The organism is Bacteroidota bacterium (assembly GCA_018266835.1).
Taxonomy (GTDB): Bacteria; Bacteroidota; Ignavibacteria; order Tepidaquicellales; family Tepidaquicellaceae; genus JAFDZO01.
The window spans coordinates 1-13,223 of sequence record JAFDZP010000003.1 but is presented as its reverse complement, the minus strand read 5'-3'; the positions used below and the strand labels follow the sequence as shown (position 1 = coordinate 13,223).

Annotated in this window: 11 protein-coding genes; 5 read left to right on the top strand and 6 right to left on the bottom strand. The window is 34.1% G+C overall.

All coding sequences use genetic code 11. From position 1 onward, the window contains the following. Positions 1-437 precede the first annotated feature (437 nt). The 5 genes from JST55_09460 to JST55_09440 all read left to right on the top strand — a co-directional run bounded on the left by JST55_09460 (position 438) and on the right by JST55_09440 (position 6,318). The gene (locus tag JST55_09460; protein ID MBS1493728.1) at positions 438-3,491 is read left to right on the top strand and encodes a PAS domain S-box protein; all 3,054 of its coding nucleotides are present in this window, start codon (positions 438-440) and stop codon (positions 3,489-3,491) included. A gap of 24 nt (positions 3,492-3,515) precedes the next feature. Next, positions 3,516-3,929, top strand: a complete 414-nt coding sequence (locus JST55_09455; GenBank protein MBS1493727.1) for a response regulator — start codon at positions 3,516-3,518, stop codon at positions 3,927-3,929. Positions 3,930-4,774: 845 nt separating this feature from the next. Then, on the top strand, positions 4,775-5,023 hold the full coding sequence (locus JST55_09450) for a hypothetical protein (GenBank protein MBS1493726.1): 249 nt from the start codon (positions 4,775-4,777) through the stop codon (positions 5,021-5,023). Continuing rightward, on the top strand, positions 5,023-5,862 hold the full coding sequence (locus JST55_09445) for a S9 family peptidase (GenBank protein MBS1493725.1): 840 nt from the start codon (positions 5,023-5,025) through the stop codon (positions 5,860-5,862). The genes JST55_09450 and JST55_09445 overlap by 1 nt, the downstream gene beginning before the upstream one ends. 18 nt (positions 5,863-5,880) lie before the next feature. Further along, positions 5,881-6,318 carry a BrxA/BrxB family bacilliredoxin gene (locus JST55_09440; protein ID MBS1493724.1) on the top strand — a complete coding sequence of 146 codons (438 nt, stop codon included), beginning with the start codon at positions 5,881-5,883 and terminating at the stop codon, positions 6,316-6,318. 61 nt (positions 6,319-6,379) lie between these two features. On the opposite strand, the gene JST55_09435 is transcribed toward JST55_09440, so the two are convergent. From JST55_09435 to JST55_09410, 6 genes are all read right to left on the bottom strand, one after another. Next, positions 6,380-8,716: a response regulator gene (locus tag JST55_09435; protein ID MBS1493723.1), complete on the bottom strand. Its 2,337-nt coding sequence runs from the start codon at positions 8,714-8,716 to the stop codon at positions 6,380-6,382. Positions 8,717-8,731: 15 nt separating this feature from the next. Next, positions 8,732-9,160: a response regulator gene (locus tag JST55_09430; GenBank protein ID MBS1493722.1), complete on the bottom strand. Its 429-nt coding sequence runs from the start codon at positions 9,158-9,160 to the stop codon at positions 8,732-8,734. Between the two features lie 39 nt (positions 9,161-9,199). Next, positions 9,200-10,885, bottom strand: a complete 1,686-nt coding sequence (locus JST55_09425) for a PAS domain S-box protein (GenBank protein MBS1493721.1) — start codon at positions 10,883-10,885, stop codon at positions 9,200-9,202. 22 nt (positions 10,886-10,907) lie between these two features. Then, positions 10,908-12,047 (bottom strand): FIST C-terminal domain-containing protein, encoded by a 1,140-nt coding sequence (locus JST55_09420; GenBank protein MBS1493720.1) that lies wholly within the window; start codon positions 12,045-12,047, stop codon positions 10,908-10,910. Positions 12,048-12,072: 25 nt separating this feature from the next. After that, positions 12,073-12,666 carry a GNAT family N-acetyltransferase gene (locus JST55_09415; GenBank protein ID MBS1493719.1) on the bottom strand — a complete coding sequence of 198 codons (594 nt, stop codon included), beginning with the start codon at positions 12,664-12,666 and terminating at the stop codon, positions 12,073-12,075. 253 nt (positions 12,667-12,919) lie between these two features. Continuing rightward, positions 12,920-13,223 (bottom strand): T9SS type A sorting domain-containing protein (locus tag JST55_09410; protein ID MBS1493718.1); only part of this gene is annotated, 304 nt, incomplete at its 5' end.

The following is a 13,223-nucleotide window of genomic DNA, read 5'->3' as shown; positions in this document are numbered from 1 at the left end:
ATACACATTTATAAACAATTTAATCTTTAGCTGAATATTTTTGAAGTGAGACAGTTTAAACAAGATTCAGATTAAAACATCAGCGTAAAGATTTTACTTCACGCATATCACTATACAAATATATTCAAATTCTTGCTTTAACACAACTTCTATTCGATAAGTGAAACACATACGTATTAGTGGGTAGGTGTATTTTAAATTTTGTTTTTATTTTTTTCGAAAATTGTTAGACAAGAAATTAGCTTCAATAAAATAATTCTTAATAAAACTCTGTATTTCCATAAATAAATAAAAAAGTATAGTGAAGAAATTGAGACTACAAATACTTATGCAGGCAATATAAAAACTTGATGTAAATCATATTTTAACACTCGAATAATCTGTAATTTTATTTATAATTTTTTTGATTGAACTAAACCTCTAAGAAATTTTTAATAATGAAAACCCCGTTTCCTGTTATATCGGATGAAAATTTTTTAAGTAATATTAAAATTCTTACTTCTTCTATTACTGAAGGTGTAATAATAACTGACGCAAATGAAAATATTTTATGGGTAAACCCGGCATTTGAGAAAATATGCGGATATAAATTTAAAAAACTTGCAGGAAGGAGACCTGATATTCTGCAAGGTATTGATACTGATAAAAAAACTGTAAGCTCTATACGCAAAAAAATTAATGAAAGGAAACCTGTCGATGTCGAATTGATTAATTACAAACCTGATAAAACTCCTTATTGGATAAAACTTAATATCACTCCTATTTATAATAAAAACAAAGAGCTTACACATTTTATTGCTTTTGAACATGATATAACTGAAGAAAAAAATAATGAGATTAAAATAAAAGAGTCAGAAGCTTTTTACAGAAGTCTCTTTGAAACAAATCCGGGAATTATGTTTATCTTTGACCCGGATACTTATAAATTTTTAGAAGTTAATGAAGCAGCTCTGAATACGTACGGTTACTCCAGAGAAGAGTTTTTGAATCTGACTCTTAAAGATATAAGACCGGCTGAGGATTGGAAGGCAGTGGTAAATGATATTAAAACAGTGGACGAAGATATTATCAGCAGGGGAACTTGGAGACATAAGAATAAAAAAGGCGAAATATTTTTTGTAGAAATAAAAGCCAGCAATATTTTTTTTAATGGAAAAAAAGCAATTATTGTCATCCCAAATAATATTACTGAAAGAATTAATTTTGAAAATGAATTACAGGAGCAGCTAAAATTTATTCGTGAAATTAGTGACAGCATACCGGGAGGTATATTACAAACAGTTTATTATCCTGATAATAGAATTGAAGTTACATTTATAAGCGACGGATTTGAACAATTATGGGGATTTTCCTCTCTGGAAGTAATAAATGATGTTTCAAAAAGATTAAAAGCAATCCACCCTGAAGATATTGAAGAAGTAAAAGCCGATATTGAAAATGCAGTCAAGAATCTAATATCAATTGATCATAAATTCAGATACATAAATCAAAAGACAAATGAAATAAAATGGGTAAGGGCTAAAGTCCATCCTGAAAGAAAACCTAATGGAAGTGTAGTTTTAAACGGAGTTTTTCTTGATATAACAGAGAGTGAAAATTATTATTTAGAGCTGGAAAAATCCAATGAAAGATATAAATATATATCGAAAGCTGCAAATGAAACCATCTGGGAATGGGATTTAAAAACTAATATACTGGAAATGGGAGGAAATTATAAAAAAATGTTCGGTTACTCTTTTCCTGATGATAAAGTGAACTTTTCATTTGTGTTGAGCAAAATACACCCTGAAGATTTAGATAACCTTCAGGAAAGTATTAAGAGAGCACTGACAGATACAGAAAATCAGTTCAGAGAAAATTACTTCAGGATTTTCAGGAATGACAACACGATTGCGCATGTATATGAAAGGTCATATACAATTTTTGATACATTTACTAAAGAACCTTTGAAAATTTATGGCACTACTCAGGATATTACGCAAAGAAAAAATGATGAAGAGCAGTTAAAGAAAAATGAAAAATTCCTTACTGAAATAAGCGAATCAATGCAAGGGTTTATTTTCCAGACTGAGTATGATAACTCTTATGTTGCAAAGCTGAATTATGCAAGCAGGAACGCATATGATTACTGGGGCTTTTCTGTCGAAGAAGTTATGAATGACCAAACCAAGCTGCTGGATTCAATTCACTATGAAGATATCTCCGATGTGGTAAATAAAAGACTGGAATCAGTTAAAAATCTGACTAATATGAATATAAAATTCAGATATGTAAACAAAAAAACAGGTGAGATAAAATGGGTGCGCGCCATGGCAGTTCCGACAAGATTAGATAACGGCCATACCTTAGTGAACGGTACAATAGTTGATATAACTGAGACTGAAAATTATTATAATAAGCTTGAAGAAGCAACAAGAAGATATGAATATTTATCCAAGGCAACTCATGAAACTATTTGGGAAATGGATTTAAAAACTTACGAAATTCTTCTCGGCGGGGGATATAAAGAAATGTTTGGCGAAGAATTCCCCGAAAACAAAATGTCATTTAAAGACTGGGAGAAATATATACATCCTGAGGATTTAGCCAAAGTTGAATCTACGGAAGTGGTGGCCAGTGAAAAGAAAAAAAGGTATTGGGAAGGCGGATATCGTTTAGTAAGAAAGGATGGAAAGACATTCAATGTATTCGAACGTGCTTATATTGTTTATGATGAAAAAAATATCGTGCCTTTGAAAATTATCGGTTCAACACAGGATGTAACCGAACTTACAAAAGTTCAGGAAGAGCGTGATAAGATGTTCAGCGATTTACTTAAGAGGAACAGCGCACTCGAACAATTTACTTATATGGTATCGCACAATCTGCGCGCGCCGATTGCAAATATACTTGGAATAAGCGCTCTCCTTGAAGAAAATAATCTGGATGAAGAATCAAGGCTTGAAATGAATCAGCTGATAAAAAAATCCTCATCAAGACTTGATGAAGTTATCAGAGATATGAATGACATTTTAAGTATTAAGAAGAGATTTGAGGAAGATAAGTCAGAAGTTGTATTTGAAACCATACTCTCTGAAATAAAAAATATTGAGGAACACGCAATTCAGAATTCGGGAATAAAAATTATTTCAGATTTCGCGGCAAAACGTTCCATGTATTCAGTGAAAAGTTTTATTTACAGTATATTCCAGAATCTTGTGACTAACAGTGTAAAATATAAAAGCGACGGAGCTTCTTTTATAAAAATCACTTCCTCGGAGGATGCGGATTATATTTATCTGAAGTTTGAAGATAACGGAATCGGTATAGATTTATTAAAGAATAAAGAAAAGATATTCGGACTTTACAACAGATTCCATCTACATAAAGAAGGAAAAGGTATGGGGCTGTTTATGGTAAAGAGTCAGGTAGAATCAATGAACGGTGAAATATATGTTGAAAGTGAAGTTGATAAAGGAACTACATTTACAATTAAATTTAAAAAATCTTAAAATATAAACAGACGGATAGCCCAAATGAACCCCGGAAATAAACTTATTCTATTAGTTGATGATGATTCGATTTGCAACTCCATAAATAAATTACTTATCAGTAAAAAAATTTTGAAAGAAGGAAGAAATGATACATTTATATTAGCCTATACAGAGCCGGTAGAAGGGATGAAATTTTTGAGCAATGCATTAGACCAAAAAAGTTACGGGAAAATAATTATTCTACTGGATATAAATATGCCGATTATGACAGGCTGGGAGTTTTTAGAAGAGTATGCGAAACTCTCACAAAATGAAACTGAAGTCAAAGTATATATTCTTACATCAAGCGTAAATTACAGCGATATTGAACGGGCAAAAGCAAATGAGTATGTAGAAGATTTTATATCCAAGCCGATAACAAGCAAAAATTTAGATGAGCTGTTTAAGCTCATTTGAAGTTACTCATAAAAATAAATTTCCTCATACCTACTAATAGGGAAGAATAGATTTCAATTTGTATTCTTTCTATATAAATTCGTATAATTTTTAATTATTTATTAATATTGTTGAGAGTTTGAAAAATGCTATTGATGAGTTACGAAATATCCCGGTATTGAAAAAACAACAATTGTATTTTGAAAATCCGTCAAAAATCCGTCATTTCAAAAAAAATTCTGCAAACGAATTTTTATTATTAACAATTAGTAGAGAATAATGAATAATAAAACCCGACCAATTCGTGTAATTATTAATTAGTAATGAATAATGTAACCAGATTTTTTTAAATAGTAAAATGCTGTATTAATTTACAATATCGGATGTAACATAAAACCCGACAGAAACCCGACATTTTTTAAATCTGAAATCTGAAATCTGAAATTAAAAGAATCCGACTATTTCCCGACCAATTTTTATAATTAATAATTAGTAATTAATAATGAATAATAAAAACCGACTATTTCACTATAAAATTGAATTACTTCCCACCTTTGGATTTTGGGAACGAGCATGGCAGACCCCCTCCTTTTTCTAAGGAGGGGGAAGGGGGTGGTCAGATATGTAGAATAATACTGTTACAATATGGAACTGGTTAGTTTTTACTACGTTAAAAACGGGAATTAATTAGTAAAAATTAACATTTAATATTCAGAAGGTTAGATACGATTCGCCAAAAAACGAATTATTTACCGAAAACCGGCAACCGGTTGCTGACAACTAAATTACCTTAAATACATCATTTAATTTGTGTATCTTTAAGGCTAATCTGATGTAATATCATTTTGAACTATCTTATTTAATTAATGAAGCACAATCTTAAAAAACCTATTAACGAAAATCTCGTTACGGGACATACCTACAGAGTTGAGTACAAAGGAACTGAACTATACGATGCCAGTGTTATCAGTTACGATGGCGGATGCTGGGCCACAGTAAAAGTTGAAAACGTTCTTCCTTCCCCGAATGAAAAAATTTACAGAAACGGTCAGACGTTCGATTTAAAAGTTGCTCAATATAGATTTTTTGAGCTCGAGGAGAGCGCAAATATTTAATGTTTATATCCCAAAAAGAAATAGAGCTGCAGCCGGACCAATTAAACTTAATTAAAAAAGGCTGGGGCGAAGAAGTAATAGATTCCACTAAAGTTTACAGAATAAAATATGAGTCAGATGGTCTTGAAGTAAACGGTTATCTTGCTCATCCAGTCGATACGACAAAGAAATATCCTCTGATAATCTGGAACAGAGGCGGAAACCTTAAAAACGGATTGATAGATGAATTCCTTGCAAGAGGAATGTACGGTGAAATTGCTTCATGGGGCTATGTAGTCCTTGCAAGCGAATACAGAATAGGCGAAGAGTTCGGCGGTAAAGATATTAACGATGTAATGAATTTGATTCCGCTTGCAGAAGAGCTTGATTACTGCGATACGACAAATATCGGAATGGAAGGCTGGAGCAGGGGAGGAATGATGACCTTTAAAGCGCTGACTTTAACTGATAGAATTAAATGCGCAGTTGTCATTTCAGGACTTGCAGATTTAATTCGCACCGAGAAAATGCAGAACAATCTTTCTGAGGCGTTTAAAGTTCAGTTCGGAACAGATAATCCGCATGTATTTGAAGAAAGAAAAATAGAACGTTCTCCGGTTCACTTTGCAGACAAAATAAAGAAGAATGTTGCAGTGCTTTTAATTCACGGCAAAGCAGATACACATGTAGCCGCGCAGGATTCAGTTGATATGTTTAATCTTTTGAAAGAAAATAATGTTTATACTGAGTTAAGATTGATACAGGGCGGTGACCACTATCTTACAAAACAGAAAAAAGAAACAGCGGTGATGAGAAGACGCTGGTTCGATAAATACTTAAAAAATAACACACAGGTTTAAATAAAAGAATAATATACTATGTACGATCCAATAATGGTTCAACCAATGAGAGATGAAGCAAAGGAAATAGGATTCACTGAGCTTTATACTCCCGAAGAAGTAAAAAACGAATTAAGTAAAGAAGGTACTACCTTCGTCTTTGTAAACTCCGTATGCGGTTGCGCAGCAGGTAAAGCAAGACCCGGACTTGCGGCAGCAATTGACTGGGCAAAAGAAAATAACTATATGCCGGATAGGCTTGTAACAGTTTTTGCAGGTATGGAAAAAGATGCAGTGAACGAAGCAAGAAATTATTTTGAAGGATATCCGCCATCATCGCCTCAAATGGCAATGCTGAAAGACGGAAAGCTTGTTCATATGATTGAAAGACTTGATATAGAAAACAACGATGCAAACACAGTTGCTAATAAAGTTGCTTATATATTAAAATCAGCTAAGGAAACGCAGGAAGCGTAAGAGATTATAAGAAGTGTAAACAGGGATTTATTGATGCAAATCCCTGTTTTATTAATTCAAATTAATTTAAGTACTTTGTAATCTTTTCATAAAGTTCCTCTTGTTTGAACGGCTTCATAAGGAAATCGTTCATACCTATATCAAGCACCTTGCCTTTAGTTTCACCGAATGCATCTGCAGTCAAAGCAATGATTGGAATGTTATGGTCAAGTACGGCAGAAGATTTATCGCGAATAAACTCAGTGGCTTCGTAACCGTTCATCTCAGGCATCTGTAAATCCATAAGCACAACATCGTAATGTTTCTCACTTAGAAGCTGAACAGCTTCAAGTCCTGTATTTGCAATTTGCAGATCGACATTCCATTTCTTGAATATCTGTTTTGCAACAAGCTGATTCATTCTGTTATCTTCGGCAATTAGGACTTTTACTCCTGATAGGTCTTTCGTTTCCTTCGCAGCTTGAGTTGTTTCAGGTTTGTGTTCCTTCTTATCAATTGCTAAAGAAAGCTCAAAATAGAATTTGGAACCAACACCGACTTTGCTCTCAACTCTAATTTCACCTTTGAGCATTTCTATGAGCTTCTTGGAGATAGTTAGCCCAAGTCCTGTACCGCCGAATAATCTTGCAGTATCTGTGTAAGCCTGCATGAAGCTTTCGAATATCAGGTGAAGTTTGTCATCAGGTATTCCTATTCCTGTATCAGTTACTGAGAAGAGAAGTTTAACTTCATTTGAAGACTTGGTTATTAATTCAGCCTTAACTTCAACTTTACCTTTATGAGTAAACTTAATAGCATTACCGGCAAGGTTAATTAAAATTTGGTTTATGCGTACAGGGTCTCCAATTAAATATTGAGGGCAGTTTGCATCTACTTCAGAGGTAAATTCAATACTCTTCTCTTTAGCTTTAAGTCCGATTGATTTTTCAAGTTCTCTGAATATTTGTTTGATATCGAAGCTGATGTTTTCAACTTTAACTTTTCCTGCATCAAGCTTTGAGTAGTCTAAGATTTCGTTTATAATAACTAAAAGATTATCGGCAGAGAATTTTACCGACTGAAGGTTCTCAAGGAATTTTTCATCTTTAGTTTCCTGAAGCATTAATTCAGTCAAGCCTATGATTGCATTCATAGGAGTTCTGATTTCATGGCTCATATTAGAAAGGAAGTCGGCTCTTTGTCTTGCGGCTGTTTCTGCTTCCAGTTTTGAGCGCTTTAAGCTTTCTTCTATTTTCTTCTTCTCAGTAATATCTCTTTGTATAAATACCCAGTGAGTTATTCTGCCTGAGTCATCCGGGATAGGAGAGATGTTTAGATTTACCCAATACTCACTGTGATTTTTTGTATAGCAGATTATCTCAACTTCTGCTTTTTGCTTGAGATAAATGGAATCATATAATTTGTTCAGCTCGATTTTATCGGTCCGCTCGCCGAACAGCACAGCATATTTCTGACCTAATATTTCAAATGATTCGTATCCTGTAAGCTTTGTAAATGCATCATTAATAAATATTGTCTGCAATTCCTGAGTTTCGTTATTTACAACTTTCATCAGAGAGATTGCTTCGTTGGAATTGAGTATAACAGATTCAATAAGTCTCTTATGTTCTTCGTCCTGTTTCTTTAAAGTAATATCGGTGAACGTTGCAATCATAAACTTATTGCCATGCTCATCAGTGAAAATCTTTTCTGTAACAAAAAGATTAACAGGTTCGTTTTCATCGTTCATAATTACATGTTCGTAGGTATTTTCATTCCCCTTTGCCATGAAGTCTCTGAACTTATTAACTGCTGATTCTTTGTTCTCTTCTGCAATGTAATTCGTAAAATCATTTCCTACTATATCATCTTTTTTATAACCGAAAAGATGGCAATAAGCATTATTAACACGAAGGATTATACCATTCTCATCGACCAAAGACATGCCGACATTGGTCGAGTTGTAAACCAAGTCAAGCAGACGTTCATTTTCCTTAAGGGAGATTGTTGCCTGGTTTTTTTCTTCCTCTATTGATTGCAGTTTTAAGCCTGTATGCAGCACCTGCATCAGCCTTTCGGAAGTGATGTAGGATTTTGGGAAGTAATCAAAAGCTCCGTTCTTCATCATATCAACAGCTATTTTTTCATCTCCCTGTGATGTTATAACTACAACAGGTATATTCATAAACTCCAGCTTGATTTGCTGAAGGATTGATAGCCCGTCCGCCCCGGGTAACTGATAATCGAGAAAGATAAAATCAAAAGACTGCGTCTTGAGCAATGGAACAACCTTATCGCCCTCGGTGCATACCTCAATGTTGAAATCGAGGTAGGTTTTTTTCATAGCCCGCCGGAATACAGTTGCATCAGCCTTATCGTCCTCTATTAATAAAATATTTAATGGTTTGAACTGGTTCATAGGGTTTTATAAATATTAATTTGGATACTCACATAGCATCCAATAATTCTTCAGCGTAGAAACTGCAGCAACAAAGCTTTCCATAGATAATGGTTTCAATATGTATCCTGCAACGTTCAGGCTGTAAGCATCCACTTTATCATTATCTTCGTTTGAAGTTGTCATTACAAATACACTGATGTTTTTTAATTCATCATCCTGTCTTATTTCCTTAAGAAATTCAATGCCGCCCATTTTAGGCATGTTCAAATCAAGGAGTATAATTCTTGGTCTCGGAATTTTCTCTACTCCATGTTCTCCGCGCAGCATATTTAACGCTTCTATTCCGTTTCCTGCAACGTATAAAGGATTTGTTATATTGTTTTTTTTGAATGCTCTTTTCACATTCATGATATCAACTTCATCATCTTCTACTAAGAAAATGTTAATGATTGATTCAGGCATTTTATTATTAGTTTAATTAAATTTTTTATTTGGTATTTGTTATTTATGCCAGGTGAAATAAAATCTCGTTCCTTTCCCTTTATCCGAATCTACCCATACAGTTCCGTTCTTATCTTCGACTATTTTCTTCACTATAGCAAGTCCAACACCTGTACTTTCTATTTTATCGCGTGATTGTAAAGTCTGAAATATTACAAATATTTTATCATGAAACTCGGGAGCAATTCCTTCGCCGTTATCTTCCACACAAAATTTATAATGCTTATCCAGTTCTTCATATGTTATATTTACAGCAGGCTCGGGTGAATTATTATATTTTATAGCATTACTGATCAGATTAGAGAAAACTTGTTCAAGTGCAACTTTCTCTGTTGAGATGGAAGGCATACCGGGTTGAATCGTAATTTTAACATTATCAGCAGGTGCTAAGTTCTGAACAATCTCTTCAATAAAAGAATTCAAAGCAACGGATTGAGAATTAAACTTCATTCTTCCTGCTCTGGAGTATTCAAGTATTCCGTTTATAAGAGCTTCCATTCTGTTCACTCTTCCTCGAAGCAGTTCAAAATTCTGAGCAGTTTCTCCTTCTAGCACTCCCTCTAAATCCTCTTCAATCCATTGTGATAAATTATTAATAGCACGTAGCGGAGCTTTTAAATCATGGGATACTACATATGCGAACTGGTCCAGTTCTTTATTGATTTTTTCTAAATCATTTGAGTATTCTTTTAACTTCTTCTCTGCTTTTTTATTCTCGGTGATATCTAAAGCAAAACCAATTAAATTACCTTTTGAGTTTTTATCTTCGAATAAAAAGTTCTCAAAATATTTTGTGCTTCCGCGCATTGAACTTGTAAGTACGAACGAAAAATATTCTCCGGATAATGCCTTGGGAATATTCTCGTGAATGCCGGGGAACTGTTCTTTAACATCTACTCCAAGTAAGCTGGCGTCATCTAATCCTAAAGATTTTGATGCACCTGCTACTTCAGTAAATTTTCCTTCCTTATTTATTTTGTAGATTAATACAGGAAGACTTGAAAGTATTCCATTCAGAATCTGACTCTTCTCAATAATTTCCGCCTCAGCTTTTTTTCTGTCCTCTATGTCCCTGGAGTTGACAACAATTCCGGCAATACTATCATTATCAAGAAGATTATTGCCAATAGCTTCAAGAGTCTTATAATTGCCTTCTGTAGTTTTATATCTGAACTCAACAGACACAATCTCTTCAGGGTTCTGAATAAGTTTTACAAATTGTTCCTGAACTTTTCCTAAGTCGTCAGGATGAATATATTGAAAAGCGCTTTTACCCAAAATTTCCTTTTCACTATATCCGAATATTCTGAAGAATGAAGGACTTTCATATTTAATGATACCTTCTTTATCGAGAATTGTAATTATATCAGAAGAATTCTGTACAAGATTTCTAAACCTGTGCTCACTTTCCTTGATTCTCTCTAATGCCTTTACTAATTCCTGCGTTCTTTCCTGAACAGTATTTTCCAGCAGTAGTTTAGAATCATTAAGCTGTTTATTGGCCTTAAATAATTCGTTAAGGCTGAGCTCTAAGGTTCTTTCAGATTGTTTATGGTCATCTTCAAATCCGAGATATGCATCATTAACAGATTCTATAAAATCATTTAGTTTCTTATGCTCTAAATCCTCTTCAGAAAAAACTTTTTTTATCTGTCTTTCTAATAACCTGTGTCGTTTTTTATCCATTAAGAATTACGATTGTCCTTATTTATTTTTCGCTGATTGTTGTAATGGTCATTGTCTGATTATGAAGCTCGCATTTTGCATCTTTAGAGAAAGGTGAAATTTCTCCGTAAGAATAAAATCCCGTAATGGCTGTATCATTCCCGACAACATTTCTGACACCTTCAACTTCTTCTTCAACAAGCTGCTTTAATACAAGTTTTCTGCCAACGCAGCTGATTAATATTGCAAGGTCAGGATGTGATTTTGAAGGTTCCAGACTTGTATGTGCAGCTGTTACTGCGCCATCGATTAATCTGTCAACATTGGCTTTCATTAATCTTACATACGAACCTTCCGGAATATCACCTGCAAATGTTAGACTTTGGTCATCTTCATTGACTGCTAAAATTGTTCTTACTACCGGCTGCGAATCAGTTTCCATTCTCATACTTAAAGGGAATAACAATCCTGATGCGGGAAGTGCTTCAGCCTGGTCACCCAGGAATGATTTATATAATTCTAAAGCAGGGGAGTTATCCAGTTCATAAAGTACATTTGCTTTGGATTTTGTAACTAAACGGTCTATACCAAAACTATCCCATCCGCCAAACGAACCATAACCAATTGTAAGGTCTTCACCATATAAAGCAATTGCATTAATGACTTTGGATTCTGCCGTACCATGGCTATTTATTACAACTGTTTCTTTAAAGTCTGCACCGTCACCTGCTAATCCGCCTGTGACCTGTACGCCTTCAGGAAGAACAGAACGCATACCTGCAACTAACTCTGAGCCGTTAATATTCAAACCATCTGAAAGTACAAAAATATGTTTTAAACCGCCCTGATTAAATCCTTCAACTAACTTTCTTCCTATATCAAAACTTTCATCTGTGGAACCTATTTTCAAACTATGTTCTGCCAGATGTGAAGACTTGAACTGAACGGCAGTAGCAATGATAGAGTTATCTATTACGTTTGTTCCTACTATTTCACCTGATGTTGAGCACCCAATAATTTTTGCCAGAGGGTATCTTTTTTTAATATCGTTTATTAATGATGCATCTTTTAGATGCTGTCCTTTTCCAAATAATAATAATAACTGAGCACCTTCATTAATTTTAGTATTCGTTAAGTGTTCCCAGCCGCCTTCCGGTGTCCATTTTGATTGTTCGGTTTTCATTTCTTATGTGGTTTAAATTTTCGGGTTAATATTTTTTTATAAGTAAATTTTCCAGATGGGATTTTACGCTTTCCCATTCCGGTTGTATTATACTGAAATAGACTACATCTACAAATTCACCGTCAGAAGTTTTTCCTATCCATCTTAAAGTTCCCTCATGCTTTGCTCCGATTCTAAGAATAGCATTTTGAGAGCGCTTATTAATTGATAAAGTCTTAAAACAAACTCTTACGGTTTTAAGTGTTTCGAAGCAATGCTTAAGAAGCAGATATTTGCATTCAGTATTTACTTTTGAACGCATTACTTCGGGAGAAATAGAAGTCCAGCCGATTTCCAGAAAATGATTTTCCGGCGAGATATCTGCAAACCTGGTTGTTCCAATTATCTTACCTGTTTCGTTATCAATAATTGTGAATGCATAAATTTCTTTCTCTTTTTCTCCGTCAAGAGCTACTTGCATAAACTTTCGAAGTCCGTCTTCAGTAGTAATTTTTTCTAATCTGTATGCCCATACATCTTCGTGAATGATTGCATCATATAGTCCGTCTAAATGTTCAATACTGAGGGGAATAAGTGTTACTCTTTCGCCTTTTAAAGTTACAGGCTGTAAATTCATCATAAATTTTAAACAGTAATTTCGGTGGTAAAAAAATCTTCAGTTGATTTCAGTCCATGGGGGTGAGTTTCCTATAAACTTAGATTCTGCCTGCTAAGACAAGAATACATGCAAATATAAAGAATTTAACCTAAAAAAACCCCTCATTTAAGTAAGTTTTGAAGTATTTTAAAGACTCAGTGTGAAAACAAAAAGCCCGTCCGGATTCATAATCCGAACGGGCTGTACTCTAAAAATAATACTAAATTTATGAGATTTACTTAATAAGCATCATTCTTCTTGTATCGGTAAATTCTCCTGCTTCAATTCTGTAGAAGTAAACACCACTTGCAAAGTTTGATGCATTGAAATCAACTGAATGATATCCTGCTTCTGTAACTTCATTAACAAGCTTAGCAACTTCTCTGCCCGTTACATCAAATATATTCAAGCTTACAAAGCCCTGCTTTGGAAGTGAGAAGTTGATCTTTGTTGTCGGGTTGAACGGATTCGGATAATTCTGTGCAAGCTCATATTTATCAGGTGTAAGTGTTAACTGTGTTCCTACGCCTGTTACAAGT

Bases quoted from the DNA above. Each gene is read 5' to 3' on its own strand.
- JST55_09445 (MBS1493725.1), top strand. From the start codon at position 5,023: ATGTTTATATCCCAAAAAGAAATAGAGCTGCAGCCGGACCAATTAAAC.
- JST55_09430 (MBS1493722.1), bottom strand. From the start codon at position 9,160: ATGCCTGAATCAATCATTAACATTTTCTTAGTAGAAGATGATGAAGTT.
- JST55_09440 (MBS1493724.1), top strand. From the start codon at position 5,881: ATGTACGATCCAATAATGGTTCAACCAATGAGAGATGAAGCAAAGGAA.
- JST55_09450 (MBS1493726.1), top strand. From the start codon at position 4,775: ATGAAGCACAATCTTAAAAAACCTATTAACGAAAATCTCGTTACGGGA.
- JST55_09415 (MBS1493719.1), bottom strand. From the start codon at position 12,666: ATGATGAATTTACAGCCTGTAACTTTAAAAGGCGAAAGAGTAACACTT.
- JST55_09460 (MBS1493728.1), top strand. From the start codon at position 438: ATGAAAACCCCGTTTCCTGTTATATCGGATGAAAATTTTTTAAGTAAT.
- JST55_09420 (MBS1493720.1), bottom strand. From the start codon at position 12,047: ATGAAAACCGAACAATCAAAATGGACACCGGAAGGCGGCTGGGAACAC.
- JST55_09435 (MBS1493723.1), bottom strand. From the start codon at position 8,716: ATGAACCAGTTCAAACCATTAAATATTTTATTAATAGAGGACGATAAG.
- JST55_09455 (MBS1493727.1), top strand. From the start codon at position 3,516: ATGAACCCCGGAAATAAACTTATTCTATTAGTTGATGATGATTCGATT.
- JST55_09425 (MBS1493721.1), bottom strand. From the start codon at position 10,885: ATGGATAAAAAACGACACAGGTTATTAGAAAGACAGATAAAAAAAGTT.